Below are 26,585 nucleotides of genomic sequence, written 5' to 3'. Positions count from 1 at the left end.
GAGAAGACTGACGAGCCATTCTCCTATAGCCACACTAAAAATGGCTCATTGCCAAACGAAAGGACTCCGCCAGATGTCCACCCAATTCACGGGACTCCGCTGCATATTGACGCATACAGGCATATAACCGGCCCATGCTGTCATGGTCTTCGTTCCTTCGAAGATCGTACAATATATTCCACGTTCGGTGCGTCATTTCGTTTAGCCATTTGAGTGCGATCACGATCTGCTTGTCTGATAACCGGTCGTCCGACCCAATAACACGCGCGGCAATGGTAAATTGAAAGAGCAGTTTTTCGATCAACCTGATTTTCTCTGACAGCGGGCGCTGGTCCTGCGCTTCTACCAAACAGCGAAACGCTTCTGCGTTCATCATAAAAAACATTAAACAAGTAACCCAGCACAAAAGTGCTGGGTTACGATGATTAAATTTCGGTGTATTTAACCGTCACCACCGGTGTGGTCTGCGTTACTTTTTGCAGATAAGGCTGCAGCCTGAAAACATCAGACGCGTCTTTGTAAGCGAAATCAAACTCCTGAATATATCCGGAAGGAAAATTACCGGACCTGTCCAGCAGTTCACTGAACTGCTCCTTATAGGCCCTGCGCTGCTTTTCCTTCAGCACGGTTTTCCAGTATTTCATCGCTTCAAAGCGTGACAGCTTTCTGCCTGCTCCATGGGAGCAGGAATAGAGCGCGTCAGCGGCGCCAGGCAGGTAGCCGGCTTTAGCCAGCAGGCTGCCTCTGGACATAGACAGCGGAATCACCGCGGTTTTTCCCTGCTGCAGTTCTGTACTTCCTTTCCGGTGTATCATCTCTTTTCCGGAAAAACGCAGATGGTTGTGAATGGAATCCTCCAGTAAATACGGGGTCCCATGTAACACCCCCTCCTCGCGCTGGTCGCGGTAGTTGTGCTGCAGGTAGTTCCTGTCAATGGCTGCCTTATGGCAGCTCAGATAATTGGCGTTCTGCAGAAAGATCAGTGTCTTGATGCAGAAATTCTTCCGCCGCTCATAGCCGAACTGCAGGATGTCCTGATAGTACCGGATAAAATCCGGTTGTACAAAGTCGCGATGCACATAGTCGACGTCATGGCCGTATTCCTGCGAGAAATCACGGGTCAGCTGTATACAATGCTGATACAGCGCAATACCCCTGTCGCGCGTGCCGGTATGGCAAATAATATATACGGCCTCGTTATCTTCCTCAATAGAAAGGAAGTGGTTGCCCCCACCCAGACCGTCATCGGTCATTTGGGTATGTGCCTGCGCGAAAGCGCGGTAGTGGGCGTTTTTGTCGAATGGCCGCAGCCAGTATTGTTTATCGATTTTAAGATACATCACGCCACACCCGATATCCTTACCGGTGATCAACGGGTAAAAATAATCCGTGGTTTTAAAAGCCACGCCCACAGGGAGGGCTTTTTCGGCGCAATAGTGAATGTCTGTAAACGCACAGATGCTGTCAACAAACGGTTTTTGGGAATACTGCTGCAACTGCTCCATAGCGTTGCTTTCAACACTATGTGCATCACAATAGAATGCAATAGATCGCATGTTCTTTAATTTGGGTAAAAAAGATTAGTTCGTGGGGCTTGGGTAGGAACATCTGCCCCTTACAGAGATGTCAGCAGTGGGGCAAAGATAGAAAAAATATTTAAAACAATAAACACCAGCTTCATTCGTCTTCTTTTTATAGAAAACATACTATGGAAATGTTCCGTTCTTTCTTTGAGCAACATTATTCGTTAAAGGAAACAACCTGGCAACAGGTCATCTCCCTGTTCTCACCCGCCACGCTGGACAAAAACAGTTTCTTCATCCGGGAAGGTGAAATCGCCCGGACCATGGCCTTTCTGGAAAGCGGCATCGTACGTGGCTTTTACCGGAAAGACAACGGTGAGGAATATAATAAAGTCCTGTTTTCCGCACCCTCCTTTTTCGGGGACTACGCCTCCCTGATCAGCGGCCGGCCTGCCCTGTTTTCCCAGCAGGCACTCACCGACGCCCGCATCTGGGTGGCAGACTACCGGCAGTTTACCCGCCTATACGACACCTGCCCCGACCTGGAACGTTTCTCCCGTAAATGGGCGGAGTCCATCTTCGTACAAAAAGAACAAAGGGAAATAGAACTGGCGCTGTTTGACGCTACCCACCGCTACCTCAATTTCCGCAAAGCCTACCCGGAAGCGGAACAGCAGATTCCACAATATCATATCGCATCCTGGCTGGGCATCTCGCCCACGCAACTAAGCCGCATCCGTCGTAAATTAACGGCCAGCTGATTTCTTTACCTATGTCAAGAGGTTTCAGCAAAGCCGGAAATAGCTTTGTGATTCAATTTTACGATCATGCAGTACACAATTATCCTCTTGGCGAAAGCCACCCCGCAATGGCTGACAAAATCCCGGTCTGAGCGCGACCAGTTCGTAACGACAGAAGTAAGGCCTATCCTTGACAAGTTTTCTGATCAGTGCAGCGTCCGGCTGTTTGACTGTGACTTCACGCACGCAGCAGTTTCTGATTTTATGATCATCGAAACCAGTAACCTGGAGCATTTCGGTTACCTGGTAGGATACCTCCGGGAATCTCATACGTTCGCGGCCCCTTACTTCGATGTAAAAGATATTATCATAGGTGTTCCCAATAATTTCAGGGGATCGATGAATGTGGATGATATACGAAAGGCAGGGTAACTAATGCCCCGGTATGATCTGCAATCCGGCAGGATCTTTCACCTCCGGATGTTCCAACGCCCATACCCGGGCAAACTGGCGGCCGTTGTCGCGGATGTACAGGTAATATTCATACTCATTGCGGAAATAGGCAAACATCGCATACGTGGGGCGATACTGTTTCATAAACGCCTCCAGCGCTGGTGATTCAAGACCGGTGATCTTTTTCACCAGCGCTTTATTAAAACGATGATCTACATATTTCTCCTGTTCATCACGCTCCAGCAACTCCCGGAAAGCCTCCATGCGTTTGATTTTCTTAGCATTAAAAATCATGTCCAGGTTGATGCCCACGCCACCCGGGCCACTGGTACCCCCCAGTAACGATGGCGCATAATCGAATACTTTCCGGTATTCGTCACGGAAGGCTGCGGAGTCAGCAGAATAATCCTTCACCCGGTTCGTGGAAACCACAACAGTGGGCAATGTGGTAATGTCCACATGCAGCTTCATATCAAACGGACGATTGGGATGAATCTCATTAACAGGAAATTTCATGGTGGCTTTGCCCTGATAGGAAAAGCTGAGGGAGTCTGCCAGCGAGAGGCGGATACTGTAACGCCCCAACGAATCTGTGACAGTGCCGGCGCCGGATGTGCTCATCACACTAACGCCCGGCATTCCGAAACGACCGGAACGATCGTATATTGTTCCGCTCACACGCAACTGCGCACTCGCTGCTAACGGCAGCAAGAACAACAACGGGAATAATATGAACCATTTAACCGGGTAAAAAGTGCTCATTTCTGCCTCAATCTAAGACAGGATCAAAACATAAGCAAAACATCCGGCAAATATTAACAAAACGTTGTATCTGTCCGCAGGCTTGCCAGGCTTGTATCCGTGTCCTATTTTTTAGTTTTTCTATCGATCTTGTCCTGCAGAGAAGCAATCACCGCAGCGCATTCTTCCAGCCGCTGCGTATGAACGCTGCCATCTACGGCAAGATCTTTTTTTGTCACCTCTACTCCATCCAGAAATGCTTCGAGAAAAGAAAGGTATCGGGGTTGCTGCCCGTAGAGGGCTTCATATATTTCTTCATTCAGCTTATCACCTTCCTTACGCAGATCATTGCTCACCAGATCGCTCACATCACGCATGTGGTTCATGACAGCGCTCATTTTGGTTTTCAGATCTTCCAGCTGGTCCGGGTCTTTTTTCCCCGGTGCAATATTATGTCGGAACAAACTATCAGAGAGTTTTTTCCGGGTTTTCATATATACCTGCAAATCCTCTTTCAGTCCTTTCAGATGCAGGCTCAGGTCCTGCCCTTTCTCCGGTTTATAATATTTATCAACGTCATTATTCAGGTGTTTGACCCAGGTCAACAGGCCGGTAGTCACGTCCATTACGGAGGGAGTGGTTTGTGCCGCAGCCTCTCCGGCTGCAGCCAATTGCAGGACCAGGGCCAGTCCTGCCAAAATTTTGCTGATCGTCATATTCTTTTCGGGTTGTTCATTTGTGTACAAGATAGTAAATCTGTCGGTTTGTGACTGCTTTAACCGCTCAACTGGCCAGACCAATCGCTTTTTGCCTATTTTTATACCCTGAACGAATCATTCCCATGCGAACCACCCTTCTTCTTTGCGGTATTCTTTTCACCACGCTGCTCAGGGCCCAAAGTCCGACCGATACACAGTATCTCGACAGCCTCGAGGCCGTTTTTACCAAAGCGCGCACGGACAGTGAAAAGATACGGGCAGCGGTACAGATATCCAGCTACTGGGTGTATACAGATACCGTCAAAGCCATGGCCATACTGGACAAGGTAGCCCCGCTGGCCAAAGGCCAGCCGTACTACGAAGGCCTGCTCACCTCCGTACGCGCCAACGCCAGCGTATTCATGGATGATTTCGACAAAGGGCAACAGCGGCTGATGGATGCGGAACACATCTTTGAAAAACTGCATACCCCCGCCGCCTACGGACAGCGGGCCCGCCTCTGGTACAACTATGCCTCTATTGAACAACGCAGGGGCCACGACAAAGAATTTCTCCGCATCATACTGGAGCGCTGCATCCCCTATGGTGAGCAATCGCAGGAAAGCGGACTGCTGTCCCAGTATTATTCCGCCGTGGGCGTGGCTTTCATGAACGAAAGAGAATACGACAAAGCGATTCAGTATCAACAGAAAGCCATCGATCAGTACAAAGAAGAAGGACTGAAAGACGACTTTATCATCTGGAACTATCTCCGGATGGCCAGCTGTTATATCTATAAAAAAGAGCTGCCGAAGGCAAAACAAAACCTCGACATCGTATCGGCGATGCCTGAGTCAAAAGAGGAACGGTCCTATACCTCCCTTTACTTTACGACCTACGCCCAGTACTACGGCGGGATGAAACAATATGGCGCAGCCCTGCATGCCATAGACGCCGGGATGACCGCAGCACAACATCTTAATCAGGGCCATCGCTACAGCGCGCTCCTCTATCATAAGTACTCCCTCATGAAAGACCTGAAACGGTACCGGGAAGCCAAAGACATACTGATAGCGCTCTCGGGAGACAAGACATTTACCGGCCATGAGAAAAACCAGCTGGCACTAAAAAAAGAAATGGCCGAAACCATGGCCAGCCTGGGAGATTATAAAGGCGCCTACGATATGATGGTAGCCCATAATGAACAGAACGACACGGTCAACAATCAGGCGGTACGCAGACAGGTGGAAGAACTGGAGATCCAGTACCGCAATGCGGAACACGAAAAGAAAATAGCTGTACTGGAATCGGAAAAAAAGGAAGCCGCTGCCAAAGCTAAAAACCAACGGCTGTTCAACTGGCTGTTGAGCGCCGTGGCCTTCATCCTCTTAATACTGGCAGGCTTCTCGTGGTTGTTTTACCGCAACCAGAAAAAACTGTCAACACAGGAAGAAGTCAACCATCGTCAGCAGGTAAAGGAAATGCAGCAGCAACAACAGCTGGTAGCCACAGAAGCGATGCTGGAAGGCGCTGAACGGGAGCGCCGCCGCGTAGCCCGTGAACTGCATGATGGCCTGGGTGGCCTGCTGTCAGGCATCAGAATAAAACTGAGCGGCGTATCGGCCGCCAACGAGGAAGTAGAAAAAATTATCCCGCAGGTAGACAATGCAGTCGCTGAAGTGCGCCGCATTGCCCATAATATGATGCCGGAAACGCTCGCCCGCTTTGGCGTGGAAACAGCCCTGCACGAACTGTGCGATTCACTGCAAACATCACACACGGCCATTCATTTTGAGGCATTCGATATACAGAAAGACATGCCCGTTTCCGCTCAACTGGCCATCTACCGTATCGTACAGGAAGCACTCTCTAATGCGCTGCGTTATGCCGAGGCTAAAAATATTCTGGTGCAATGCAGCCAGAACGGCCATACCTGCTTTATCACCGTGGAAGACGATGGTAAAGGTTTTAATCCTGAAAGACCGCAACGCATCGGTATCGGGCTCTCCAGCATGGAGAACCGCGCCCGCTACCTCAACGGTAAAATGGAACTGGAAAGCCAGCCGGGCGCCGGCACCACTATTCATGTGGAACTGGACCTGGAAGCTAAAATCAAGGAGGTCAACGTTTTACAACAAGCATAAAAAAACTTTTCCGATGATGTCCAAATCGGGGCAACCCGTGACGTCATAGTATCAAAATCATGTATTATGACAAACAAAGACATCGTAAAAAAGTACTTCGAAAGCATCAATCACAATGACTTTGATGCCATCCGTCAACAACTGGCAGATGACCACCTCTTTTACAATCCGGCTACGGAACAGCCGCTGAATACCGCCGGTCACCTGGGCATGATGGAACGCCGGGCTGCCGCTTTCGATGGTCATTACTTTCTGGACCAGGTGCTGGAAGAAGGCAACTACGTAACGATCAACGGTCGCTGGGAAGGCGTTCATATCGGAGCATTCGCTGGTATGCCGGCCACAGGCAAAAAAGTAGTTTTCCCCTGGATAGATCTGCTGGAAGTAAAAGACGGTAAAATCGCTGCTGAACATATTGAGTTCAATCCAGCCAGCATTGTAGGACAACTGAAAACACCTGAAAAAGTATAACGATCATGCAGGAATTTTTATTGATCATCCGGGGCGGAAAAGACCCTGGCAACGCCTCTCCGCAGGAAATGCAGCAAACGCTTCAGCACTGGCAGAAATGGATGGGCGAATTGATAGCCTCCGGCAACTATATAGGCGGCCAAAACCTCGAACCAGCAGGACTAACAGTGCTCAACAGCACAACCGTCACCGACAGGCCGCTGGTAGAAGGCAAGGAACTGGTGGCAGGGTATCTGTTGTTACGGGCCAATAATGCCGCCGAGGCCGCCGAACTGACAAAAGGCTGTCCCGGCCTGGCGCAGGGCTGCACCATCGAAATACGGGCCATCAGACAGCTTCATCTGTCATGAGTAATTCCTCTCCTATTGATCAGACAGTCAACCATCTTTTCAGACAGGCGTCCGGAAAGATGGTGGCTGTATTGGTGAAAATATTCGGTCCGGAACACTACACCCTCGTGGAGGATGTGGTACAGGACGCGCTGCTCAGCGGCCTCGAAACCTGGAAGTTCAATGGCATCCCCGATAATCCGGAAGCCTGGCTTTTCCGCGTGGCCAGAAACAAAGCCATCGATATGATCCGCCGGAAAAAACATCAGTACAATATTGATTTTTCCGACCCGGAGCAGTTGCCCCCCTCTGCCGAATACATGCTGTCGTCTACATTCGATCAGTACTGGCAGGACCAGGCCATCCGGGATGATTTTCTGGGGATGATGTTTGCCTGCTGTCACCCCGATATCTCTCCGGAGAACCAGGTCACTTTTATCCTGAAATCCCTCTGTGGCTTCAGCACCCGCGAGGTGGCCCGGGCTTTTCTCACCTCTGAAGATACTATTTCCAAGAGGCTATATCGTACCAAAGAATTTTTCCGCGCCAACAATATCAGGCCGCATATCCCGCCACCGGCGCAGCTGTCGGGCAGGCTGGACGCGGTGCTCAACAGCCTCTATCTGCTGTTCAACGAAGGCTACAGCGCCACGCAACACGAACAACTGGTGCGGGAAGATATCATCGCCCAGGCCATCTACCTGTGCCAGTCGCTGCTCGATCACGCACATACCAGACAGCCACGTACCTGTGCACTGATGGCATTGTTCTGTTTCCATGCAGCCCGCATCCACAGCAGGCTTCAGGCCGATGGCACCATTATCCCGTTGTCGCGGCAGGACCGCCGGCAGTGGGACCAGGCGCTGATCACCACCGGCAATGAATGGCTCAACAAAGCCGCCAGCGGCGCTACCCTGTCACCCTTTCACCTGGAAGCAGCCATTGCCTATGAGCATTGTATAGCGCCCGGGTACGCGGCCACCAACTGGAAAATGATCCTCACCTATTACGACGCGCTGCTGCAACTCACCAAAGACCCGGTAATACTGCTCAACCGTAGCGTTGCCCTGCTGGAATATGCCGGTGCGCCGGCAGCGCTGCAATCCCTCGAAGCGCTACAGGGCCACCGGCAGCTGAGCCGCTATTATCTTTACCATGCAGTGCTGGGTGAGATCTACAAAAGCATGAACGAGAAAGAAAAAGCAGTGGCCTGTTTTGAGCAGGCCCGTCAGTTAACCACCGCACAGCAGGAACAACAGTTCCTCTCTGCTAAAATTGCAGATACCTGATCCGCATCATCTTCTTCTCCAACGGGCAATTCGTTAATTTGCAATATGACATTACCGGAAGCATTGATCACAGCGGCGCGCCGCTACTGTAAGGAACATCATCTACGGCGGGCCAACCGCTACGCGAAAGAGCGTACCGGCGCCAACGATCCCGTGTATTCCTACAGTGATCAGGATTACAATCTTTTTCCGCGCTATCAGGTGTTGGCCGCCATCCTGGGCGAAGTGGAGAAGCTGGTAGGCAGAACATTTCCTTCTCCGGAAGCATGCCGCGAAACACTGGTCCATACCGGCCTCACAGCCAGGTCATTATTCACGGAAATCGATCATCCGATTGCCCAGGCAGCTATGCAGGAAGAGCGGATGAACTTTGTTCAGTACCTGCAAAATCTTACACCAGCGTCTTTGGCGCAGGTGGTACCCCTGCCCTATCGCAGAAGGCTAAACGAAGAAGAAAGCAGCATGGTGCGGCAGCAACTGCTGGAACGCTGGAATTATAACGGCGGTTACTGGGCGCCGCTAACCGGCAACATTCCGTCCAACACCCTGTTTGTTGCCCGGCAGGCCCTGACGCCGGCTGATCGCAGCGCCATAGCTGATTATATCTGTCAACATGCAGCGCCACATCTGCTGGAGATCACAGCAGATGAAACAGACGCGGAAATTACCTGTAGTGAGCTGGACCTGGATAGTTATGAAACCGTCTACTGTGATAAAAATTACAACTGGTTATTGTATACCTCTCATGAGTCGACACTCACCTTCGCCGGAGAACAGCTACTGGTATTTGTTCGCCAACTGTTCGCCGGGCGTGAAGCCCTACTCAATCAATGGCCGTAAATATTTTGGAATTTTTTTGATTTGCGATTTTGGGATTTCGGGGGATGATAAAAGCGAATAAATAAAAAATCGGAACAATGTAAATCGTTTCGATCTTTTATGGATGCCTGCTCATTTCAATCCCGAAATCCCAAAATCGCAAATCAGAAAATCCCAAAATCAGTTCAGTCCGCCGGGTTGTTGCTGCATACTTTTGGCAATCGCCAGTTCCGTAGCATAACCGGTGGCCATGGCAGGAGGCAATGTAACGCCCTTAGGTGCGGGCCATGGTAACTGTTTCATAGGCCAGTCGCAATTTTCCCGGAAGCTTTCATAGGCTGCCGTTCTTTCGCTGGACACTTCGTAGGTGTTGCTCCAGAAGGCGTTCCCGAGGCGATAGTTCTGATTAAAATCTTCAAAGTTGTCGAATAACTCAAACACATAGTCTGCCGCCTGTAATATGTTTTTCCAGGCTTCTTCTGCTGTGATATGGCCCGCCATGTACGCATCTCTGGAGATAACGATCAGTCGCCAGCATTCATAACCCCAGATCAGTTTCGGCGGACGGCCGTTGGGCCGGTGTTCGAGGCAGGACAGGATATAGGATTCCGGCAGATGGGTGAGCGCCGCCAGCCGGTTACTCGCCGCGTTGTCACTATTTCGCAGCGACAACGTCATGGTGAAAGCTTCCGCATGATATCCTGTGGTAAGCAGCTGGTTCGCTACCTTCCGGTAATTTTCGGTGGTGAGTATGCCCCAGCTTTGATCCAGGTCTTTTTTATAGAGGTCAGCATCAGCCGGCCGGAAGGTATGGTATTTCCCCGGTCCCTGTAAAGCCGCCAGGGGATAATATTCCAGCGTTTCATTCCAGTACCCTCTTCTGTAAACGTCCACCAGTTCCAATCGTAATGCCTGTCTTTTCTCTTCACTCAGCCAGGTAGCGCCGCTGGCCAGGTAGTAGCGTTTTTGTTCCCGCACCGGCAAGTGGCACATATGCCATGCCACGACGAGGAAAAGCCCCACCAGTGTTACAAAGGAGATCACGCCGATCCACTGCGCGCCGGTCAGCGGAGCCGGATCTTTGATCAGCTTCTGTACCAGTATGATCATGAAAAACAAATCGAGGCCTGCAAAGCTGAAAAGCAGGACAGCAAAGGCATACAGGAGGGGTTGCTGGGTTTTGAATCTTTCAAAATTTCTCCATTTGGCCCGTACAGGGAAATCTACTTCTCGAGGGTGGTTCTGTAACAACGGTTTCATTATATATAAATCTTTCGATCTACGAAAGTACAATAACTTTTAACGTTTCAACCGCCTTGTCGTTTTTCTTTAAAATAAATAAGCCGTTCCCTGTGAGGAAACGGCTTATCACGCGAATAATAAAATATCAGTGCATCGGTGTCTCACCCATTGGAGCGGAACCTTTGATCACATTGGCCAGTTCAGGGTTTTCTCTTTTTTCGCGGGTCAGCACTTTGTAGGTGATGACGACGCTGAGCATCATACATACGGCCCCAATGAGGAAGTGCATGCCAGGGAAGTAAAAAGGCGCCTGGGCAGAGGTGAAATAAGCGAAGGTGCTGTTCATGATCAGCGGGCCTACTACGGTGGTAAGGCTCATGAGGCTGGTCAGTGCGCCCTGCAGCTCTCCCTGCTGATTAGGTGGTACGTGGCCGGAGATCACCGACTGCAGCGATGGGCCGCAAATACCGCCGAGGCAGTATGGGATCAGGAAAGCGAACATCATCCACCCTTGTGTGGCGAAAGCGAACAGTAACAAGCCCAGGGCGTATAAGGAGAGGCCGAGGTAAATGCTTTTTTCATTACCGATTTTCGGGTTGATGACCCTGGTGAGCCCTGCCTGTACAGCGCCTACCAGCACGCCTACCACGGCCAGGGAGATGCCCACCATTTTCTCGCTCCAGTTGAAGCGGTAAATGGTGAAGAAGTTCCAGTTGCCCTGTACCGCCTGGCTGCCCAGGTAAATCAGGAAGAAACTGAAAGCCAGTCCCCCGATTTCCGGGTGACGGGTCAGAAACTTCAGCGAGCCGAACGGGTTGGCCCGTTTCCATTCAAACGGCCGGCGGTTTTCTTTGCTCAGCGATTCAGGGAGCAGGAAATAACCGTAGAGACAGTTGAGCAGACAAAGTACTGCGGCGGCATAGAACGGTGCACGGATGCCCCAGGTAGCCAATAAGGCGCCCAATGCCGGTCCCAGTACGAAGCCCAGGCCGAAAGCGGCGCCGATAAGCCCGAAGTTTTTGGCCTTGGAAGTTTCATCGGTGCTGATGTCAGCGATGTAAGCTGTAGCGGTGGTAAAACTCGCACCGGTAATACCGGCTATCACACGGCCAATGAACAGCCACCAGTAATGGGGCGCCAGTGCCAGAATGATGTAGTCGATACCGAAACCCAACAAAGATAGCAGGAGTACCGGACGACGCCCATAGCGATCGCTCAGGTTGCCTACTACCGGTGCAAATAAAAACTGTGTGATGGCAAAAACAGATAATAACAGGGCGCCGTAGGTGCTGGCTTCGTTGACAGGAATGTGTTTCAGCTGGGCAATCAGATCAGCCATTACCGGAATGATCAGCCCCCAACCCATCACATCAATCAACAAAGTGATAAAAATAAAGCTGATGGCAGCTTTTTTGGAAGTGGTATGCATAGTAGTGAATTGCAAATAAACAGAAATGTTGTTTTAAGAAAAAAGGGGGAACAAAAATACGGTGCAGGCCGGGAAAACGATACACATCCGTTTATTCCCAAACTACCGCTGGCGCGGAAATGACGATACATATTTCTCCTGCCGGTATTCCTGCAGCTACTTTTACTAACGCGGAAAAGACGACATGGTTCATCTTCTTCCGTTGGCTTCGGTATTATTCGTAGATCATGGCTTCAGTGTTTTCAGGGTACCAAAGGTACATATCATCACATGGATTCTAAAATATCTTCCGGTCAAAATGCATACGACCATCGGTAAAAGCCACTATTTCACCGGTAAAACCATCCTGCAAAGCACAGATGATTGTCGGAGTCATGGCCTTACGGGGCATTTATGATGCGCCTTCCTATAAGTTAAAAAACATTTCTTTAACATTTCAATGATTAGTCATTAATGATTAATCATTAATTTTGATGAAAATAGATAGACGATGAAACGTTTCGAAAACAAAGTGATGTTGATCACCGGTGGCAACTCCGGTATAGGCAAAGCCTCCGCTATACTGGCGGCCCGTGAAGGCGCTCATGTGATGATTGCAGACCTGCAGCTCAACCAGCAGACGCTCGATGCCATACAACAGGAAGGCGCCATCGCCGCCTTTGTACAATGCGACGTATCCAAACCGGAAGACATGGAAAAAGCAGTCGCCGCCACGGTAGAGAAATTCGGCAGCCTCGATGTGGCCCTCAACAACGCCGGCATTGTAGACGCCGCCCCCATCCATGAGAAAAGCATCGAAGAATGGCTGAAAGTAACCAGCGTAAACCTCAACGGCGTTTTCTACGGCATGAAATACGAAATTGCACAGATGCGCCGGCAAGGCACCGGCGGCGCCATCGTCAACATCGGCTCCATCATGAGCCAGGTGGGCGAAATCGGCATCGCGGCCTATGCTGCTTCTAAACACGGACTGGTAGGCATGACAAAAGTAGCGGCACTGGAAAACGGAACAAGCAACATCCGCATCAACACCATCGGGCCAGGCTACATCGAAACACCGCTCCTGATGGACAATGCCTCCGCTGAAAGCCGCACCTACATGGAATCCAAACACGCCATGAAACGACTCGGCAAACCAGAAGAAATCGCTAAGGCCTTCCTCTTCCTCGCCTCCGACGACGCCAGCTTCTGCACAGGCGCCTATCTCCCGGTTGACGGTGGTTACCTTTGCCAGTAAACAACTTTTTGTAGTTTTAGACTATGAAAAACATCGAAATACCCGTCCGGAGAAAGCTTGGCCTCCATCTTCTCCGGACTTTCAACTGGTCGTACGACCAGTCACAGCTCTTTTTTGCCCATTACGAGCTGACATCCCAGCAATACAATGTGCTCAAAATACTCCACATGGCGGCCCATCCCCTCTCTACTTCTGAAATACTGGAACAGATGGAAGAAAAAAATGCGGGCGTGTCCCGTTTGGTAGACCGGCTCGTGCTCAAAGGTTATGTGAGCAAAACCATCAACCCCGCCGATAAACGACTGGTAGCAGTTAGTATCACCGCAGCCGGATTGGAGCGTGTTAAAAAAGTAGACCGTAACCTCGATAAACTCGACCTGGTATACGCTGCACTAAACGATCAGGAGGTAGCACAACTCAGTAAACTACTGGAAAAAATAAGGACAGGCCGGTAACATGTTAGTACCGACCTGCCTCCCTCTATCCTAAGCAAATGATCACCTCATCATTGGCCGGCTTGCACTGCAAATTCGATTGCCATCAGACAGTATACGCGGCGCCACCGCGTCGGTATGCGGATCGATAGTAACGGTCTGTCCGGGAACATCCATCACCCTTATCTCTTTACAGTTACCACTCCAGTCCAGGGTAAAGAAGATCTTTTTCCCATCGGCAGACCACGCCGGGTACCACTCCTTTACGTCGCTGGTGGTCAGCTGCCGCATGCCGCTGCCGTCGAGGTTCATCATCCAGATATGGTAGTTGCTGGTAAAAAGCACGGAAGCGCCATCAGCGCTCACATCCAGCTGTCCGGGCACATCGGCGAACCGGCTTACATCTGCTATACGGGAAGCACTGGTGAGCTGCACATTGCTCAGATAAAAGCCTCCCGGCGCCGTCATCACCATCCGGCCGTCTGGCAACCACGCATAATCCGACACACCTTCAAACCCCGCTACCTGCTGCCCGCTGCGCGTGAAAACAGCTACATACTTCCGGGGGTAAGTGCTCGCCGGTTGCCAGATGACCGCTATCTTACTTTTGTCGGGAGAAATACGCGGCACGCCATTGACATACTGCCTCACCTGAAAGGAAGCCGCCACCTGCCCGCTGGTGTTATAAATAGTAAAGCTCACCTGATCGGATGACAGGCTCTCTTCGTAGGCCACTATTTCGCTGCCATCGCGACTTACATCGAACCGCTCCTGATGCGACATGCTGGCAATATCTATCAATTGCTGCTGCTGGCCACTGCGCAGGTCCAGCTTCATGAACCCCTTAAAGGCAGCATAATAAAGCGTGCCCTGGCCGCCGCCGGCAACACCCCCATTTTTATCCTTGGAGCAAGCCATCAGGGTAACCAGCAGACACAGGTACATCAATGAAAGAATGGTTGTTTTCATATTGGTAGCATTGAAGGGTTAACAGCCAAAAGGAGCTGCGCCACAAAGATCTGCTACCAGCGGCCACGAGTCAATTCGTGGATGTACGGATTTTCATCTCCGTGATTTTATGGAATTTATATCCCGTATGTCCACCCTCCCCGCTATATTTGTATTATTGCCCTCAATCCTCCGACCATGAAAAACTATTTAGCCCCCGTCATACTGCTTTTATGGTTAACCAGTCCTGCCTACAGCCGGCAGGCGCCCGACAGTCTACGGCAATTACTTCGCAACAGCAGCACAGATACCGGTCGTACCAGCGTCCTCCTTCAGCTGGCGGAAACCAGTTCCCGGGCAGGCGCAGCAGACAATGCGCTCCGTTATGCCCGGGAAGCAGTGGCTGTCAGCCACCGCAGCAATAACCGCCTGTACCAGTCTAAAGCCACGGCTATGCAGGGCACTGTCCTGATGCGTTCCAATCACCTGGACGATGCCATTCGTTATTTTGAAGAAGCGCGCCAGTTACTGGAAAACGATACCAGCACCATCGCACGCAGAACGCGCGCCAAGGCTACCGGCAACCTGTCAGTAGCCCTGGGCAGAAAAGGGTTGGCCGATCGTGAACTGGCGCTGCTCACCTCCCTGGTGCCCGAATTCGAAGCGTGGCACGATTCTGCCGCCCTGGCGGTATGTCTGCACAACATATCTTCCAAACTGATCAACATCGGTCGATATGAACAGGCGTATCGTTATATGCTGCGCAACATTGCCATAGCGGAGCAAAGCAGCCCAAAAGAAAATACCGCCGGCTCCTATATCGATATGACCTCGCTATTGTATAAGATGGACAGCATCGCTGCCATGCCGGCCTATCTGCACCGCGCACGGCTACTGCTAGATCAGCTTCCTGCATCACGGCAATGGGGAACTTACTATATCTATGCCGCCATGTATGCCAGTAGCTCGCGGCAGTACAGCACCGCAGACACCCTACTGGCACAGGCCCGTACAGTCATTGACAAATTCGGTGACCGGCCCAACCTGTTCAATTATTACACGGCATTGTTACAGCAACAGAAAGCGCAACAGCTGTGGAAAGCTGCACTGGCTACCGCCACCTCGCTGCGGCAGATGGGAGAAGAAGACAAGCTGCCTTACTTCCGGCTCAGTGGCCTGAAAGATATGGCCGAACTGGAAGATAAGCTGGGACATCCTTTGAAGGCGTTGGCACTCTACAAACAATACCAGCCGCTCAGAGACAGCCTGCGGCAACAGGAAATGGACATACGGATCAATGACCTGGAAATCCGGCATCGGACGCTGGAACAGGAAAAGAAAATACTGACGCTGCAGGCTACCGGTGACGCCAGGGAAAAAACACTGCAACAGGCGCGCAACCGGCAACTACTTCTCGGCAGCTTCACCGGTCTGGTGTTACTAGGTATCGTGTTCTTCGTTTTCTACTATCGCAACAAAAGAAAAATCATCCGGCAGGAACTGGAACAGGTACGACAACAGCAGCGCATCACTTCCTACACCTCCATGCTGGAAGGACAAGAACAGGAAAGACTGCGACTGGCACGCGATCTGCATGATGGCCTCGGCGGCACGCTTACCGCTTTGAAGATGCAACTGGACCAGATCACGAACAGGCCCTCCACAGAGGCAGTGGCCACCTCCGCACGCAAACTTGAAACTGCCATCGCCGATCTGCGGCAGATTTCCAGAAACATGATGCCGGAAACTTTATTGCGCTATGGCCTGACAGAAGCCCTGAAAGATTTCTTTGACACCGTTCGCCGGTCCGGCCTGCAGGTGCGGTTCCATCACTATGGCCTGGAACAGCTTTCCAACAATACCACACAGTTGATGATATACCGGATTATTCAGGAACTGGCCACCAACGTAGTGCGGCATGCCCATGCCACAGAAATGCTGGTACAGGCAACACTCGAAGAAGGATTATTACTGATAACAGTAGAAGATAACGGCGCAGGCTTCGACACCGCCGCAGCCTACACCGGCGCCGGACTTACCAATGTACGGGCACGCGTGGACTATTTAAATGGTAAAACCGAGATCATCTCCCGAAAAAACGGCGGGTCCGTGATCAACATAGAATGCAGGCCATGATCGACATACTCATCGCAGACGACCATCCCCTCATTACAGAAGGACTGCGTTCTTTTCTGCGAACGAAAGACGACTTCCGCATTGCCGGCACTGCCGCCAACGCCGCAGAAACAATGGCGATGATACAGCATACGCCGGCATCTATACTATTGTTGGATGTAAACCTGCCGGACGGCAACGGCGTAGACCTTTGCAGCAGTATCAGAAAAGCAGCGCCCCACCTGCGCATTCTGGGACTGAGCAACTACAGTGAAAGAAGTGTGATACTGCGTATGTTCAACAACGGCGCTTCCGGTTATGTATTAAAAAGCGCACCGATGGAAGAGCTGGAGAAAGCCATTCAGATCGTGGCTTCCGGTGGTATTTACTTCGGCGAAGGCGTGCAACAGGTGCTGACCGGACTGGCAGCGGACGCACTGACGGAAATGCCTCCCATTACCCGTCGTGAAAAAGAAGTGCTGCTGTGGCTTGCACAGGGACTGAGTTCTCCACAGATCGGTGAAAAGATCTTCATCAGCGCCGTCACAGTCGACAGCCATCGCCGCAGCCTGATGCAAAAGCTCAAAGTCAATAATACCGTGTCGCTGCTTAACAGGGCCAGAGAATGGGGGCTTATTTAAAAGCCACCCATTACACTCTTTTGCCGGTGAAATAAGCATAGATAGACATGGCATGTCCATGCCCCAGTTCATACTCTTCTTTGAGCCACGCCACAATCTGCCCGGCTTTCACGCCCGGCTTCAGCGCTCCTTTTTCCAACAGCCCTTTTTTCTCTGCCAGCTTTTGGAAATCTTCAGGAGACTTTCCGGTTTTCTTTTGGATATTATCCAGATAGGCCTGAAAAGACATCGTTTAACTGTTTTGCGGGTAATTGTAATTCAACATCCATTTTATGCCGAACCGGTCTTCGCACATGCCGAAGTAAGCGCCCCAGAACGTTTTATTGACGGGCATTTCCACCTTGCCACCGGCAGACAGGGTCTCGAACAATTGCTCCAGTTCCTGCTCTGAATCAGTATTGATCACCAGATGTATATTATTACCCAATACCAAACGTTGCTCCATGGATTCCAGGAAATCTGTAGCCATCAGCACAGCGCCGCTTTTCGTCGTCAGGCTCATATGCATGATTTTATTATGCTCCTGTACCGGCATCCTTTCGTAACCGGGCACGTCACTAAAACGGGAAATTGAGGTGATCTCACCGCCCAAAACCGTTTTATAAAAATTCATTGCTTCTTCGGTGTTACCCATGAAATTGAAGTAGGTGGTCATTGCTTGCATAATGTTTTTTTTTCGATGCCCCAAAGGTAAAGACCAAATCCCATGTTTCTAAAGGGCGAATACGACAACCTTAGGTAGGTATTTGCGTCATTTGTTGTACTTATCTTTGGCGCATGGTCCACATATACATCCTTACGATCCGTCATGCCCTGGTAGCATCGATTGCCGATTGCCGGCATTTGTTTGAAATGGTCAACGAATTTCTGGTAGAGAAAGGCAAGCCCGCGCTCTTTGAAGTGCACCTGGCCGGCATCACTGCTGAAGTACAGTATGAGCGCGGCACCATCTCTGTTCGGCCGGATGTATTGCTGGATACAGTTACTGATGCGGACCTGATCATCATCCCGGCGCTTACCGGAGATATGAATACAGCTGTTATGCTCAACAGGGAATACACCCTGTGGGCATCAGCGCAATACAAGGAAGGCGCTGAAGTGGCCAGCCTGGGATCGGGCGTGTTCCTGCTGGCTTTTTCCGGCTTGCTGAAAGGCAGGCAGTGCACCACGCACTGGCACTGCGCCAATGAACTGAAATTCTATTACCCCGCCATTGAAGTGGTAGATGAACGGATGATCACCGACCAGCAGGGCCTCTACTCCAGCGGTGGTGGCAACGCCTACTGGAACCTGCTGCTCCATCTGGTGGAAAAATATGCCGGCCGGGAAATAGCCATTTATACCGCCAAGTATTTTGCCGTGGACCTGGATAAAAATGTGCAATCCCCTTTCATCGTCTTCCACGGACTAAAGGACCACGACGATGATGTTATCAGAGCGTCGCAGGCCCATATTGAAAAACATTACCGGGAGAAATTCACCGTTGATGAACTGGCGGTCCAATTCAATATGAGCCGCCGCACCTTTGAAAGGCGTTTCAAAAAAGCTACCCGCCATACCGTCGCGGAATATGTGCAACACGTCAGAATCGAAGGCGCCAAAACACAGCTCGAAATCGGCCGACGGTCTATTCAGGAGGTGATGGTCTACACCGGTTATACCGACATGCAAACTTTCCGGGAAGTATTCCGGCGCATCACCGGCATGACCCCGGTGGAATACAAAAATAAATACGCCCACAGGACAACCGCAGGATAACCCCGCTGCCGGAGCCACCAGCAACCCCTCCAGGCAATTCACTTAACATCGTTTATGCTTTTCCGTTTGCACTTTCGTATATTTTATTTTCAATTATTTTTGAAAATACAGAAACTTTAAATACTTTTGACATCAGAAAAGCAAACCTACAAGCCATGAACATCCTTGCCTATCTGATCTACTTTGCTATCACTTACCTGATCACAGTACATGTTGGGCTTCGTTTTTACCGAAACGGCAAGGTCTTCATCCACGGCCTGATACCACAGGACACTGCCTTATGCGAAGCGATCAACAACATTCTGCTCACAGGGTATTATCTGGTCAACATCGGTTATGCTACCGTCATGATCTCCTTTTGGAAGACCATCCACAACGTCACGGAACTGATAACGGAAATAACAGCCAGCTCGGGGTTAATTATCCTCACATTGGGGCTGCTGCATTGTTTCAACATGAGTGCTATCTACTACATCAGCAGAAAAAAACAATTACTTCATCCCATAAAACCATAACATATGCATCCCGCATTTAATTTTTCTGCCTACCTGATTTACCTGCCGGTAGTCATAGTGGTGACCTGGCTCGTAGCCTGGATACTGTTTAAAAACAGTAAAGTGTTTATGATCGATATTTTTCATGGCAACCAGCAACTCGCATTGGCCACCAACAAACTTTTTGAAACCGGGTTCTATCTCCTCAACATCGGCTTTGCTTTCTGGATCATGAAAATCGGGACAGAACTCAGTAGCCCACGTGAATTGATGGAAGTGCTGAGCAGCAAGCTGGGTGGATTCTTCATCTATCTCGGTATCATGTTATTCCTCAACCTCTATCTGTTTTTCCGGGGAAGAAGAATCTCCAAAGCCCGTCAAACCCACGTCACTCCCACAGCCGGCCTTCATCCATGATCCTGATAAACAGCAAGCGGCCGTCTCATCAATTGGAGACGGCCGCTTGTTGTTTTGCTCCCCAAAAGGAGGACTATCTTATTACCTGCAATTGATTGCTGCCAGCGGGTTTGTGCAATAGGAGGCTATAAATTTTGTATTTATTGTCCGCAATACCAATCATCGCAGACTCCCCCCTTAGAATAAGGGGGATACCGGGAAAACAGTCCCACCCTGGTTCCCCGAGCCATAAAATGAATATGCCGGCATATCATTTATCATCACCTCATAGGTACAGTTGTAACTATTAACGTCCAGGTAAAAGCCCGGGTTGTAGTCGTATTTTTTTATTCGCTTATAACTGTTGAGATATTTTTCTTGGTCCCTGGAGCATAGTATCTTTCTTTGCAGTAGTCTCTTTCTGTGCATTTGCTCCTGCTATCAAACGATTCGTCTGTATCAGCACATCGTACACGTATTTCCGGATAGACGCCGGCAGCGCGTTGGTATCTGAATCGATCAGGTAATACAACGATGTCCGGTCACTAAATCCCAGCTCAATCATGACTGCGGGCTGGTCATGGCAATGCAGGCAGCCCCAATTCGCTGTGTGACCGGCAGTGAACAACAATCCGGGTATAGCATCGATGATAAACCGGCTTTGTTGCCATTGTTCCGACGATTGCTTTACCACCGAAGAATCAATGGCGGGACCATTGGTGTCCAACCAGGTGCGCTCCAGTCCGTGAGGCGTAATGGTATATTTTACCCGTACGCCCATTGACATCACGCCAAACTTTACCCAATCCGGTGAATTATGGATAGACGCTGTTTGTGCTGATACACAGGTGGTCATCATCAGCAGGCACATAAGGGGAAACAAATATTTGATCATGCTTGTATTTTAAGATTAAACGGGTTGTTCTTTCTCCAACGATATATAAACTCATTTTTTAAAATTCCCGGAAGAAAGAATGCTGTACAATCATCTCGGGAAACTGCAGGGTTGGTTACAAGGTACAAAAAAAGCTGTTCCGTAACAGGAACAGCTTTTTAATTTGAAGGCAAGTTAAAAAATGGATGTTATAAGAAGATTAGTATAAAGTAAATTCTACTCTTCTGTTCTGTTGGCGACCAGCAGCCGTCTTGTTGGTGGCAATCGGCTGCGTAGATCCATAACCGGTAGCTTCAATCCGGGAAGGATTTGCACCTTTGGATACCAGATAAGATTTGATAGACTCAGCACGTTCTTTGGAAAGACGCATGTTGGTAGTAGCAGAACCAGTGTTATCGGTATGACCAGCCAGTTTCAGGCTGAAGTTTTTCTCTACCAGCAGGTTGGCCACCTTATCGAGGCTGGCGAAAGAGTTAGGACGAATAGTGGCTTTACCCAGATCAAATTCCAGGTTGTCGATCGCGTCTTTTACTACTTTCCTATCAGCTTCTGTTACAATCACTTTTTCTTTCACTACCTGTACAGGAGCCGGCAGCGGGCAACCAGCGCCATCAACTTTGGTACCGGCAGGCGTGTTCGGGCATTTGTCCAGATAATCAGGAACACCGTCGCCGTCGGTATCACGCTTCATGCCGTCAATTTCTTCTTTCAGCTGACCGATAGCTGCCTGATTACGGGCATCGCTTTCTGCCAGGGAAGTTTTCAGTGCGGCATTTTTAGTCCACAGGTCTTCTGCCAGTTGTGCAGCAGGATTTACGACCGCCAGCTGCGGTTTTCTTTTCTTGCCCAGCGCAAATTCAAGGCCCAGCTTAGCAGTGGAGAACTTGTCTTTGTTACCGCTGTTCACACCGTCGAACACTTTACTGTTCACAAAATTTGTGTTATAGGCCAGGTCGATGTTTACACCCGGAGCCACTACAAATTTAGCACCTAGGCCAACCGGGATGAACATCTCTGTGTGAGTGGATTTACCACCGCTGGTTTTTACAGCGGTCTCTGTTCCGTCGGCCGCAGTAACAGTAGGTTTAAATGCCATCGCACCTGCACCCACAGATACGTAAGGAATCACAAAACTCTGTTTGTTGATCCAGTTGATAGAACCCAGGCTGAGTACACCACTGAGTGATGCAGACCAGTCAATATCTGTCTGGAAAGATTTGATGCCGCCAGCTAACGGTGCACCGTTGATATCAGTCAGTGTCTGCGATGCTTTGGTAGCGCCTTTTACCTGTCCGCGCATGAAGTCCGCCTGCAGGCCAAAGTTGTGGAATATTTGTTTCTTCACGTACGCACCATATACAAAGCCTACATTCTTAAAATCGAAGTTATTGAAGTAGTAGGGACCGCCAAATGGACCAAAAGCTGCGGAACCACCGCCCCATGCGCCTACAGACCACGTACGATAATCTTTTACGCCATTGAAGGGAACAACACGATTTGTTTTCAGGGTACTATCCTTGTCCTGCGCAAACGCGGCTCCAGATAAAGCAAGTACAGATGAAGTCACCATGATAGACTTCCCAAATTTCGTAAACATCCTCATAAATAATTAGTATTGGGTTAAATTATATAATCTGTTCTAAGCATAACAAGTCTAAAGTTGTTACAATCAAGGTACCTTTGTTAGAACAGGCAGGCTATTTACAAAGTCTGTGCCAAGAGTAAAAACAACACCAGCAACAGCCCTCCTAAAACGGCCACCACAAACAGTTTGAAACGGATATAAAGAAATCGGCTACACCCCTCCGGCTTATCTACTACCCCATCACATCAATTTTTTTTAAACTAAATAAATATCGTTTATACGTTTTAGTTATACATCCTTACTTTTTTTCAGGGAGACAGGCAAAATTTTCCATAAAAAAAACCCTTGCACCAGAATATGCCAAGGGATTATATCAAAGGAAGGTTATACAATTACTCACTGTGATGTATATACGAAATTACAGTGTATGGCAGTAGCCATCAAAAAAGCCTGTGCATCCTGCACAGGCTTTTTTGATGTATTATTATCCGGCGATGTATTTAGCAGGCAGATACTTCTTTTTTGTTGGGCATTGGCTGCAGACCCAGGTTTTGCAGCATTTGCATATCTTCTGATACGCCGGGATTCGGCGTCACGAGCAGTGTTTGTCTTTCACCGGTGAAAATAGAATTAGCACCAGCCATGAAACACCAGGCCTGTTCAGATTCTGTCATCTCGATACGGCCGGCGGTAAGACGCACAGTGGACGCTGGCATCACAATGCGGGCGGTGGCAATCATACGTACCATGTCCCACGCGTCCACTTTAGGATTATCTTCCAGCGGCGTGCCTTTGACGCGGGCCAGCGCATTGATGGGCACTGATTCCGGATGTTTGGGCATTGTTGCCAGCGTGAGCAGCATAGAGATACGGTCGCGGTGCGTTTCCCCTAAACCGATAATACCGCCGGAACACACGGTAATACCGGCTTTGCGCACGTTATTGATGGTGTTGATACGGTTATCGAAATTACGGGTGGAAATAATCTCTTTATAGTATTGTTCTGACGTGTCGAGATTGTGGTTGTAAGCATGCAGACCGGCTTCCTGTAAGCGAATAGCCTGTTCCTCTGTGAGCATGCCAAGCGTGCAGCATACTTCCAGTCCCAGGTCATTCACGCCTTTTACCATGTCGATAACGCGGTCAAAGTCGCGGTTGTCCCTTACTTCCCGCCATGCTGCGGCCATACAGAAACGGGTGGAACCGTTGTCTTTTGCCTTCTGCGCATGCGCGATCACCGTTTCGGTGGGCAATAAGGCCTGCACTTTGATATCTGTGTGATACCGCGCTGCCTGTCCGCAATAGGAACAGTCTTCCGGGCATCCCCCTGTTTTGATGGACAAGAGGGTACACACCTGTATTTCCCGCGCGGAATGGTACTCGCGGTGAATGGTAGCTGCCTGATAAACCAGATCCAGCAGGGGCTGGTCATAGATAGCCTGGATCTCTTCGAGGGTCCAGTCGTTTCTGATAGCTGTTGCGTTCATGCTTCCTGATTAAATTTAACTCGTTATGTAAGTGTCTTTATGCGTATTGTGTGAGTTCCTGCCCGATGGCTGCCAGCCAGTTATCGAACAGCTGTTGCTCCAGTTTCTCCACGTGCCGGGCATGTACTTCCCAGTCGGGCGCAAAATCCTGCAGCTGATGGATCATCTCTTCCAGATGTCCTTCTTCTTCCACGATGATGGAGCGGACCATCACCTTACTGCCGGCTTTGTCCAGCTCGGCCTGATATACGGGATACAGCGCGTCTGCACGCACTTCGATGGCGTATGTCACAAAGAGGTAGGCCGCATATTTCAGCTGACTGCCCTGCAGCCCGAATGTATTTTTAAGATAACGACAGGCCTGCATGTCCAGCTGGTGCAGGTAATGCCGCGTCTGATGCGGCGCCAGCAGCTCATGCAGCTGGTAGGTCTTACAGGTATCTGCGCTTACTTTAGCAATTTGTTTTTTCAGGTAATAGGCGTGGCGATGCTCCTCCGCCGCATGTTTCAGCTGAATAAAATCCACCAGCGTGGGATGTTCGCAGGCCGAAATCTTACGGGCGCCGGCGTTCTCCATAAAAGAGAGGGTGTTCAGCCATTTAGCATGCAGGTCGTTGTGTCCAACGATATGTTGCAGTATATCTTGCATATGTCATTCGTTTCCAGCCAAAAGTAACCGCTTGCCGGATGATTCAACTGGGCCAGTTTTGATATGACAGCTAGTCCGGATCATCCAAACACAGGGAAACCGGGATAAGAAACCGACTTAATTATCTTCCTATACTTTTATTATCACTTATATAAACATTATATAAAATAATATAAATAGATATAAAGGGCGAAATGAGATAACTTGCCGGACTATTTAACGGTATTATTTTAAATAACATGAGCAGTCCGGTTCCTTATAAAAGTTTTGTCCATATAGATCGGCAGTCAACAACCGCCATCTATCTTCAGGTGGCGCACCAGCTGATCAACGCCATTCAGCGTGGTTATCTGGTGACCGGCACCAAACTGCCCGGCACCCGCCAGCTCAGCGAATTGCTGGAAGTGAACCGCAACACCATCGTGGCGGTGTATGAAGAACTGGACACCCAGGGGTGGATAGAAACACGGCCCAATAAAGGCACGTTCATTATCGGGAAAACAGCCGGGCGTCCGCAGAAAATACGGGCCACCCCCGACACGCCACTGGCGCGTTACCCCAGGGAGACCGGCTTCGATTTCCGCAAATCCAGTCTGCTCGACAACCCATTTGAACATTCTTCCTGCGAGTATGTGTTCAACGACGGCACGCCAGACATCCGCCTTACCCAGGTAAGCCACCTGTCGAGCCTCTACAGCGGACATCTCAAACGTAAAAGCAATCACCGCAAACTGGGATACTATAACCAGGATGGCAGCGAGTTCTTCAAAAAACACCTGTCCAACTACCTGAACCAGTCCCGCGGACTGCATATCTCTAAAGACAACATCCTCATCACCCGCAGCACGGAGATGAGCGTATATATCACTTCCGAAATATTACTATCGCCCGGAGATACCGTACTGGTAGGGTCATTGAGCTATTTTTCCGTTAACATGATCTTTCAGAAGTCCGGCGCCCGCATCCTCTCGGTACCCATCGACGAAGATGGTATTGATGTAGACGCCGTACGCCGCATCTGTGAAAAGCAGCGCATCCGCATGTTGTACATCACACCGCATCACCACTACCCTACCACCGTCACGCTCAGCGCAGAACGCCGCATTGCCCTGCTGCACCTGGCCTCCGAATTTGGTTTCGTGATCCTCGAAGATGACTACGACTACGATTTCCACTACGACAACAGCCCGGTGCTACCCCTCGCCAGCGCTGACACCAACGGCATGGTGGTATATACCGGCGCATTCGGAAAGTCACTCGCACCGGGCTTCCGCACCGGCTTTATCATCGCCCCGGAAAATCTCATGACCGAAATGCGCAAACATCTCGGCATCATCGACCGCCAGGGCGACGTGCTCATGGAACAGGTACTCGGTGAAATGATCGAATCAGGGGAGATCCACCGCTACCTTAAAAAATCCCTCAAAGTATACCGCGAGCGACGGGACCATATCGTAGCCGTGATGCAGCGAGAACTATCCGATTTTATGGAACTGCGCAAGCCGGCAGGCGGCCTCGCGGTGTGGACGCGCTGGAAACGGCCTATTAATCTGATGCAGCTGGGGAAAGCATGCTCGCGGAACAATCTCTTTATTCCCAAAACACTGCTGTATCAGCACAAAGACCTGACCGCCATGCGGCTGGGGTTTGGGCATTTTACGCAGGAAGAAGCTGCGGAGAGCGTACGGATATTGAAGCAGGGAGTACTGGAAGTAATGGGGAAAGGACAATAAAAAATGTCTGTCCCGGAGCACCGGAACAGACATTGCATTAACTATAAATATGTTTATCGATAGCGGTTCTGGTACCCCGACCGTGGTTTCTGAGGCGGCGCCTCGGTCACACTAATAACACGCCCACCAATCTCCATTCCGTTAAGGGCACGGATCGCATTTTCTGCTTCAATCCTGTTTTCCATCTCTACAAAGCCGAAGCCCTTGCTTTTGTTCGTGAATTTATCCTCGACAATTCTCGCAGATGAAATCACGCCATATTCAATAAACAGGTTGACAAGATCTTCAATCTGGAAATTATATCCCAGATTGGATACATAAATATTCATTGGAGT

Annotated in this window: 29 protein-coding genes; 15 read left to right on the top strand and 14 right to left on the bottom strand. The window is 50.0% G+C overall.

The genetic code is table 11. The features are described 5' to 3' along the window. Positions 1 to 34: 34 nt before the first annotated feature. Together ICL55_RS04285 and ICL55_RS04280 are read right to left on the bottom strand one after the other, a co-directional pair. Entirely contained in the window at positions 35 to 376 is a 342-nt protein-coding gene (locus ICL55_RS04285) for a hypothetical protein (protein ID WP_188094800.1), read from the bottom strand. Positions 377 to 425: 49 nt separating this feature from the next. Beyond that, positions 426 to 1,556, bottom strand: a complete 1,131-nt coding sequence (locus ICL55_RS04280; RefSeq protein WP_188094799.1) for an RtcB family protein — start codon at positions 1,554 to 1,556, stop codon at positions 426 to 428. A gap of 152 nt (positions 1,557 to 1,708) precedes the next feature. On the opposite strand from ICL55_RS04280, the gene ICL55_RS04275 reads away from it, so the two are divergent. Both ICL55_RS04275 and ICL55_RS04270 read left to right on the top strand, forming a co-directional pair. After that, on the top strand, positions 1,709 to 2,284 hold the full coding sequence (locus ICL55_RS04275) for a Crp/Fnr family transcriptional regulator (protein ID WP_188094798.1): 576 nt from the start codon (positions 1,709 to 1,711) through the stop codon (positions 2,282 to 2,284). Between the two features lie 66 nt (positions 2,285 to 2,350). Next, complete coding sequence (locus ICL55_RS04270; RefSeq protein WP_188094797.1) at positions 2,351 to 2,695, top strand: darcynin family protein; 345 nt, start codon at positions 2,351 to 2,353, stop codon at positions 2,693 to 2,695. Here ICL55_RS04270 and ICL55_RS04265 read toward each other — a convergent pair whose 3' ends face one another. Both ICL55_RS04265 and ICL55_RS04260 read right to left on the bottom strand, forming a co-directional pair. Next, positions 2,696 to 3,478, bottom strand: coding sequence for a peptidase associated/transthyretin-like domain-containing protein (locus ICL55_RS04265; RefSeq protein ID WP_188094796.1), 783 nt, complete (start codon positions 3,476 to 3,478; stop codon positions 2,696 to 2,698). A gap of 104 nt (positions 3,479 to 3,582) precedes the next feature. Beyond that, positions 3,583 to 4,173, bottom strand: coding sequence for a hypothetical protein (locus ICL55_RS04260; RefSeq protein WP_188094795.1), 591 nt, complete (start codon positions 4,171 to 4,173; stop codon positions 3,583 to 3,585). Between the two features lie 125 nt (positions 4,174 to 4,298). Between ICL55_RS04260 and ICL55_RS04255 the strand changes: the two genes are divergently transcribed. The 5 genes from ICL55_RS04255 (at position 4,299) to ICL55_RS04235 (ending at position 9,228) form a co-directional block, all read left to right on the top strand. Next, positions 4,299 to 6,299 (top strand): tetratricopeptide repeat-containing sensor histidine kinase, encoded by a 2,001-nt coding sequence (locus tag ICL55_RS04255; protein WP_188094794.1) that lies wholly within the window; start codon positions 4,299 to 4,301, stop codon positions 6,297 to 6,299. Positions 6,300 to 6,365: 66 nt separating this feature from the next. Continuing rightward, positions 6,366 to 6,770, top strand: coding sequence for an ester cyclase (locus tag ICL55_RS04250; RefSeq protein ID WP_188094793.1), 405 nt, complete (start codon positions 6,366 to 6,368; stop codon positions 6,768 to 6,770). A gap of 5 nt (positions 6,771 to 6,775) precedes the next feature. After that, positions 6,776 to 7,120 carry a YciI family protein gene (locus tag ICL55_RS04245; protein ID WP_188094792.1) on the top strand — a complete coding sequence of 115 codons (345 nt, stop codon included), beginning with the start codon at positions 6,776 to 6,778 and terminating at the stop codon, positions 7,118 to 7,120. Continuing rightward, a complete protein-coding gene (locus ICL55_RS04240; RefSeq protein WP_188094791.1) occupies positions 7,117 to 8,388 on the top strand; it encodes an RNA polymerase sigma factor in 1,272 nt (423 codons plus the stop codon). Before ICL55_RS04245 ends, ICL55_RS04240 begins: the two co-directional genes overlap by 4 nt. A 45-nt stretch (positions 8,389 to 8,433) precedes the next feature. Beyond that, complete coding sequence (locus ICL55_RS04235) at positions 8,434 to 9,228, top strand: hypothetical protein (protein WP_188094790.1); 795 nt, start codon at positions 8,434 to 8,436, stop codon at positions 9,226 to 9,228. A 159-nt stretch (positions 9,229 to 9,387) separates the two neighbouring features. On the opposite strand, the gene ICL55_RS04230 is transcribed toward ICL55_RS04235, so the two are convergent. Both ICL55_RS04230 and ICL55_RS04225 read right to left on the bottom strand, forming a co-directional pair. Next, positions 9,388 to 10,467, bottom strand: coding sequence for a DUF1266 domain-containing protein (locus ICL55_RS04230; protein ID WP_188094789.1), 1,080 nt, complete (start codon positions 10,465 to 10,467; stop codon positions 9,388 to 9,390). A gap of 127 nt (positions 10,468 to 10,594) precedes the next feature. Beyond that, complete coding sequence (locus tag ICL55_RS04225; RefSeq protein ID WP_188094788.1) at positions 10,595 to 11,878, bottom strand: TCR/Tet family MFS transporter; 1,284 nt, start codon at positions 11,876 to 11,878, stop codon at positions 10,595 to 10,597. A 490-nt stretch (positions 11,879 to 12,368) separates the two neighbouring features. Between ICL55_RS04225 and ICL55_RS04220 the strand changes: the two genes are divergently transcribed. Then, on the top strand, positions 12,369 to 13,115 hold the full coding sequence (locus ICL55_RS04220; RefSeq protein WP_188094787.1) for an SDR family NAD(P)-dependent oxidoreductase: 747 nt from the start codon (positions 12,369 to 12,371) through the stop codon (positions 13,113 to 13,115). Between the two features lie 23 nt (positions 13,116 to 13,138). Next, entirely contained in the window at positions 13,139 to 13,570 is a 432-nt protein-coding gene (locus ICL55_RS04215; protein WP_188094786.1) for a MarR family winged helix-turn-helix transcriptional regulator, read from the top strand. Positions 13,571 to 13,612: 42 nt separating this feature from the next. Here the strand turns inward: ICL55_RS04215 and ICL55_RS04210 are convergent, their stop codons facing one another. Next, entirely contained in the window at positions 13,613 to 14,518 is a 906-nt protein-coding gene (locus tag ICL55_RS04210; RefSeq protein WP_188094785.1) for a TolB family protein, read from the bottom strand. Between the two features lie 177 nt (positions 14,519 to 14,695). Here ICL55_RS04210 and ICL55_RS04205 point away from each other — a divergent pair, with 177 nt between their 5' ends. Further along, positions 14,696 to 16,633 carry a sensor histidine kinase gene (locus ICL55_RS04205; protein WP_188094784.1) on the top strand — a complete coding sequence of 646 codons (1,938 nt, stop codon included), beginning with the start codon at positions 14,696 to 14,698 and terminating at the stop codon, positions 16,631 to 16,633. Further along, positions 16,630 to 17,253 (top strand): response regulator, encoded by a 624-nt coding sequence (locus ICL55_RS04200; RefSeq protein WP_188094783.1) that lies wholly within the window; start codon positions 16,630 to 16,632, stop codon positions 17,251 to 17,253. Before ICL55_RS04205 ends, ICL55_RS04200 begins: the two co-directional genes overlap by 4 nt. A gap of 10 nt (positions 17,254 to 17,263) precedes the next feature. Here the strand turns inward: ICL55_RS04200 and ICL55_RS04195 are convergent, their stop codons facing one another. After that, positions 17,264 to 17,482 carry a DUF4287 domain-containing protein gene (locus tag ICL55_RS04195; protein WP_188094782.1) on the bottom strand — a complete coding sequence of 73 codons (219 nt, stop codon included), beginning with the start codon at positions 17,480 to 17,482 and terminating at the stop codon, positions 17,264 to 17,266. Between the two features lie 3 nt (positions 17,483 to 17,485). Continuing rightward, positions 17,486 to 17,917, bottom strand: a complete 432-nt coding sequence (locus ICL55_RS04190) for a VOC family protein (protein WP_188094781.1) — start codon at positions 17,915 to 17,917, stop codon at positions 17,486 to 17,488. 113 nt (positions 17,918 to 18,030) lie between these two features. Between ICL55_RS04190 and ICL55_RS04185 the strand changes: the two genes are divergently transcribed. The 3 genes from ICL55_RS04185 (at position 18,031) to ICL55_RS04175 (ending at position 19,922) form a co-directional block, all read left to right on the top strand. Further along, complete coding sequence (locus ICL55_RS04185; protein ID WP_188094780.1) at positions 18,031 to 19,011, top strand: GlxA family transcriptional regulator; 981 nt, start codon at positions 18,031 to 18,033, stop codon at positions 19,009 to 19,011. Positions 19,012 to 19,166: 155 nt separating this feature from the next. Then, positions 19,167 to 19,526, top strand: coding sequence for a hypothetical protein (locus tag ICL55_RS04180; protein ID WP_188094779.1), 360 nt, complete (start codon positions 19,167 to 19,169; stop codon positions 19,524 to 19,526). 3 nt (positions 19,527 to 19,529) lie between these two features. Then, entirely contained in the window at positions 19,530 to 19,922 is a 393-nt protein-coding gene (locus ICL55_RS04175; protein WP_188094778.1) for a hypothetical protein, read from the top strand. Between the two features lie 334 nt (positions 19,923 to 20,256). Here the strand turns inward: ICL55_RS04175 and ICL55_RS04170 are convergent, their stop codons facing one another. From ICL55_RS04170 to ICL55_RS04155, 4 genes are all read right to left on the bottom strand, one after another. Further along, entirely contained in the window at positions 20,257 to 20,796 is a 540-nt protein-coding gene (locus ICL55_RS04170; protein WP_188094777.1) for a hypothetical protein, read from the bottom strand. A 199-nt stretch (positions 20,797 to 20,995) separates the two neighbouring features. After that, a complete protein-coding gene (locus ICL55_RS04165) occupies positions 20,996 to 22,393 on the bottom strand; it encodes an OmpA family protein (protein WP_188094776.1) in 1,398 nt (465 codons plus the stop codon). A 488-nt stretch (positions 22,394 to 22,881) separates the two neighbouring features. After that, a complete protein-coding gene (gene bioB / locus ICL55_RS04160) occupies positions 22,882 to 23,868 on the bottom strand; it encodes a biotin synthase BioB (RefSeq protein WP_188094775.1) in 987 nt (328 codons plus the stop codon). Between the two features lie 37 nt (positions 23,869 to 23,905). Continuing rightward, entirely contained in the window at positions 23,906 to 24,517 is a 612-nt protein-coding gene (locus tag ICL55_RS04155; protein WP_188094774.1) for a hypothetical protein, read from the bottom strand. A 239-nt stretch (positions 24,518 to 24,756) separates the two neighbouring features. Here ICL55_RS04155 and ICL55_RS04150 point away from each other — a divergent pair, with 239 nt between their 5' ends. Next, positions 24,757 to 26,250, top strand: coding sequence for an aminotransferase-like domain-containing protein (locus ICL55_RS04150; protein ID WP_188094773.1), 1,494 nt, complete (start codon positions 24,757 to 24,759; stop codon positions 26,248 to 26,250). A 53-nt stretch (positions 26,251 to 26,303) separates the two neighbouring features. On the opposite strand, the gene ICL55_RS04145 is transcribed toward ICL55_RS04150, so the two are convergent. Beyond that, a complete protein-coding gene (locus ICL55_RS04145; protein ID WP_188094772.1) occupies positions 26,304 to 26,579 on the bottom strand; it encodes an RNA recognition motif domain-containing protein in 276 nt (91 codons plus the stop codon). Between the last annotated feature and the right edge of the window lie 6 nt (positions 26,580 to 26,585).

The organism is Chitinophaga varians (genome assembly GCF_014529945.1).
GTDB classification, from domain to species: Bacteria; Bacteroidota; Bacteroidia; order Chitinophagales; family Chitinophagaceae; genus Chitinophaga; species Chitinophaga varians.
Note: the sequence above shows the minus strand (reverse complement) of the source record. Positions and strands in the feature narration are given on the sequence as shown.

Coding starts and splice junctions, on each gene's coding strand:
- ICL55_RS04180 (WP_188094779.1), top strand. CDS start 19,167: ATGAACATCCTTGCCTATCTGATCTACTTTGCTATCACTTACCTGATC.
- ICL55_RS04155 (WP_188094774.1), bottom strand. CDS start 24,517: ATGCAAGATATACTGCAACATATCGTTGGACACAACGACCTGCATGCT.
- ICL55_RS04230 (WP_188094789.1), bottom strand. CDS start 10,467: ATGAAACCGTTGTTACAGAACCACCCTCGAGAAGTAGATTTCCCTGTA.
- ICL55_RS04170 (WP_188094777.1), bottom strand. CDS start 20,796: ATGATCAAATATTTGTTTCCCCTTATGTGCCTGCTGATGATGACCACC.
- ICL55_RS04145 (WP_188094772.1), bottom strand. CDS start 26,579: ATGAATATTTATGTATCCAATCTGGGATATAATTTCCAGATTGAAGAT.
- ICL55_RS04285 (WP_188094800.1), bottom strand. CDS start 376: ATGATGAACGCAGAAGCGTTTCGCTGTTTGGTAGAAGCGCAGGACCAG.
- ICL55_RS04265 (WP_188094796.1), bottom strand. CDS start 3,478: ATGAGCACTTTTTACCCGGTTAAATGGTTCATATTATTCCCGTTGTTG.
- ICL55_RS04185 (WP_188094780.1), top strand. CDS start 18,031: ATGGTCCACATATACATCCTTACGATCCGTCATGCCCTGGTAGCATCG.
- ICL55_RS04275 (WP_188094798.1), top strand. CDS start 1,709: ATGGAAATGTTCCGTTCTTTCTTTGAGCAACATTATTCGTTAAAGGAA.
- ICL55_RS04245 (WP_188094792.1), top strand. CDS start 6,776: ATGCAGGAATTTTTATTGATCATCCGGGGCGGAAAAGACCCTGGCAAC.
- ICL55_RS04220 (WP_188094787.1), top strand. CDS start 12,369: ATGAAACGTTTCGAAAACAAAGTGATGTTGATCACCGGTGGCAACTCC.
- ICL55_RS04190 (WP_188094781.1), bottom strand. CDS start 17,917: ATGCAAGCAATGACCACCTACTTCAATTTCATGGGTAACACCGAAGAA.
- ICL55_RS04260 (WP_188094795.1), bottom strand. CDS start 4,173: ATGACGATCAGCAAAATTTTGGCAGGACTGGCCCTGGTCCTGCAATTG.
- ICL55_RS04255 (WP_188094794.1), top strand. CDS start 4,299: ATGCGAACCACCCTTCTTCTTTGCGGTATTCTTTTCACCACGCTGCTC.
- ICL55_RS04215 (WP_188094786.1), top strand. CDS start 13,139: ATGAAAAACATCGAAATACCCGTCCGGAGAAAGCTTGGCCTCCATCTT.
- ICL55_RS04240 (WP_188094791.1), top strand. CDS start 7,117: ATGAGTAATTCCTCTCCTATTGATCAGACAGTCAACCATCTTTTCAGA.
- ICL55_RS04225 (WP_188094788.1), bottom strand. CDS start 11,878: ATGCATACCACTTCCAAAAAAGCTGCCATCAGCTTTATTTTTATCACT.
- ICL55_RS04270 (WP_188094797.1), top strand. CDS start 2,351: ATGCAGTACACAATTATCCTCTTGGCGAAAGCCACCCCGCAATGGCTG.
- ICL55_RS04200 (WP_188094783.1), top strand. CDS start 16,630: ATGATCGACATACTCATCGCAGACGACCATCCCCTCATTACAGAAGGA.
- ICL55_RS04280 (WP_188094799.1), bottom strand. CDS start 1,556: ATGCGATCTATTGCATTCTATTGTGATGCACATAGTGTTGAAAGCAAC.
- ICL55_RS04210 (WP_188094785.1), bottom strand. CDS start 14,518: ATGAAAACAACCATTCTTTCATTGATGTACCTGTGTCTGCTGGTTACC.
- ICL55_RS04175 (WP_188094778.1), top strand. CDS start 19,530: ATGCATCCCGCATTTAATTTTTCTGCCTACCTGATTTACCTGCCGGTA.
- ICL55_RS04165 (WP_188094776.1), bottom strand. CDS start 22,393: ATGTTTACGAAATTTGGGAAGTCTATCATGGTGACTTCATCTGTACTT.
- ICL55_RS04205 (WP_188094784.1), top strand. CDS start 14,696: ATGAAAAACTATTTAGCCCCCGTCATACTGCTTTTATGGTTAACCAGT.
- ICL55_RS04235 (WP_188094790.1), top strand. CDS start 8,434: ATGACATTACCGGAAGCATTGATCACAGCGGCGCGCCGCTACTGTAAG.
- ICL55_RS04195 (WP_188094782.1), bottom strand. CDS start 17,482: ATGTCTTTTCAGGCCTATCTGGATAATATCCAAAAGAAAACCGGAAAG.
- ICL55_RS04250 (WP_188094793.1), top strand. CDS start 6,366: ATGACAAACAAAGACATCGTAAAAAAGTACTTCGAAAGCATCAATCAC.
- bioB (WP_188094775.1), bottom strand. CDS start 23,868: ATGAACGCAACAGCTATCAGAAACGACTGGACCCTCGAAGAGATCCAG.
- ICL55_RS04150 (WP_188094773.1), top strand. CDS start 24,757: ATGAGCAGTCCGGTTCCTTATAAAAGTTTTGTCCATATAGATCGGCAG.